The following is a 1,653-nucleotide window of genomic DNA, read 5'->3' as shown; positions in this document are numbered from 1 at the left end:
CTAAGCAAACGGTTAAGGTCGGATTTTAATTTTTTTGCGGCTACATTAAAGCCTTGCTTTTTCTCTACATATAACCTGTATATAATTTCTTTTTCCATTATTTTATTCCTATATCTTTTCTGTAATGTGCATTATTAAAATAAATGTTTTTGACAGATTCATAAGCCGCTTGTCTTGCTTTATCCATACTATCAGCAACTGCCGTAACTCCCAGCACTCTTCCGCCGTTGGTTATAAACTTGTTGTCTATAAGTTTGGTGCCTGCATGAAATACAATTACATTGTCTTCTAGCTGTCCAATCTCTATCGGCTCGCCCTTTTTATACTCCTGCGGATAACCGCCAGAAGCCATAACTACACATACCGCAAAATTATCGCTCCATTCGATTTTGATTTTATCCAGTCTTTTTTCGCTGACCGCCAAAAAGATTTCAAACAGATCAGTTTTCAAAAGCGGCAATATGCTTTGAGTTTCGGGATCACCAAATCGCGCGTTATATTCCAAAACTTTTATGTCGTCCCCATCCACCATCAATCCAAAATATATAACTCCGCTAAATGGTCTGTTTTCACGTTCAAGCGCTTTTATGGTAGGTTCAAAAATATGTCTTTTTGCATAGTCATACATCTTGTCTGTAAACTTCTTGCTTGGAGCAAACGCACCCATGCCTCCCGTATTCAAACCCTTGTCATAATCAAACACTCTTTTGTGATCCTGACTAGGCGGCATTGTAACAATGGTTTTTCCGTCTGTAAACGCCAACACACTTACTTCAAACCCTTTTAAAAATTCTTCAATCACCACAGTGTGTCCTGAATTGCCGAATTTATCGTTTTGCATCATATCCTTAATTGCGTTATATGCTGTATCAAAGTCATCGCAAATAATAACGCCTTTGCCCAAAGCCAATCCGTCGGCCTTGACAACCAAAGGATATTTTGCAGTTTTTATATACTCCAATGCCTTGTTATAGTCATTATAAACCTGATAATCAGCAGTGGGTATGTTGTATTTTTTCATTAAGTTTTTGGAAAACGCCTTTGAACTTTCAATAATAGCCGCTTCCTTGGTAGGTCCAAATGTCATATAACCCTTTTGATTAAGGATATTGACAAGTCCCAAAGCAAGCGGATCATCAGGCGCAACCACGACATAATTTATGTCTTTGTGCCTGTCCAAAAATCCGAGTATTCCTTCAATATCGGTTGCGGCAATGTCTTCACAATAGGCTAATTCCGCTATTCCTGCATTTCCCGGAACGCAATATAATTTGTCTATTTTGGGGCTTTTTTTAAGTGCCCATACTATTGCGTGTTCTCTACCGCCGCCGCCTACAACCAAAACATTATATCTCTTTTCCATACTTGATCCCGTTTAAATTAATGCTTGAAATGACGCATCTTGGTAAATACCATTGCAATTCCGTAACGATCGCAAGCATCTATGCTTTCTTGATCTCTGGTAGATCCCCCCGGCTGAATAATAGCTGCAATGCCTGCTTTGTGTGCTTCTTCTATACTGTCTGAAAAAGGGAAGAAAGCATCACTTGCCAAAACAGCACCTATTGTTTTTTCATATCCGCCGCTATGTTCTATAGCCTGCTTAACAGCCCATATTCTGTTTACTTGACCAATACCGCAGCCCATAGTTGT

The 1,653-nt window shown here is 39.2% G+C and carries 2 protein-coding genes; both read right to left on the bottom strand.

From position 1 onward, the window contains the following. Positions 1–97: 97 nt before the first annotated feature. Complete coding sequence (gene purD, locus VIL26_07430) at positions 98–1,363, bottom strand: phosphoribosylamine--glycine ligase (GenBank protein HEY8390758.1); 1,266 nt, start codon at positions 1,361–1,363, stop codon at positions 98–100. A gap of 17 nt (positions 1,364–1,380) precedes the next feature. Further along, positions 1,381–1,653 (bottom strand): bifunctional phosphoribosylaminoimidazolecarboxamide formyltransferase/IMP cyclohydrolase (gene purH, locus VIL26_07425; GenBank protein HEY8390757.1); only part of this gene is annotated, 273 nt, incomplete at its 5' end.

This window comes from Clostridia bacterium (assembly GCA_036562685.1).
Lineage (GTDB): Bacteria > Bacillota > Clostridia > Christensenellales > DUVY01 > DUVY01.
This window is presented reverse-complemented; position numbering and strand designations above follow the sequence as displayed.

Bases quoted from the DNA above. Each gene is read 5' to 3' on its own strand.
- purD (HEY8390758.1), bottom strand. From the start codon at position 1,363: ATGGAAAAGAGATATAATGTTTTGGTTGTAGGCGGCGGCGGTAGAGAA.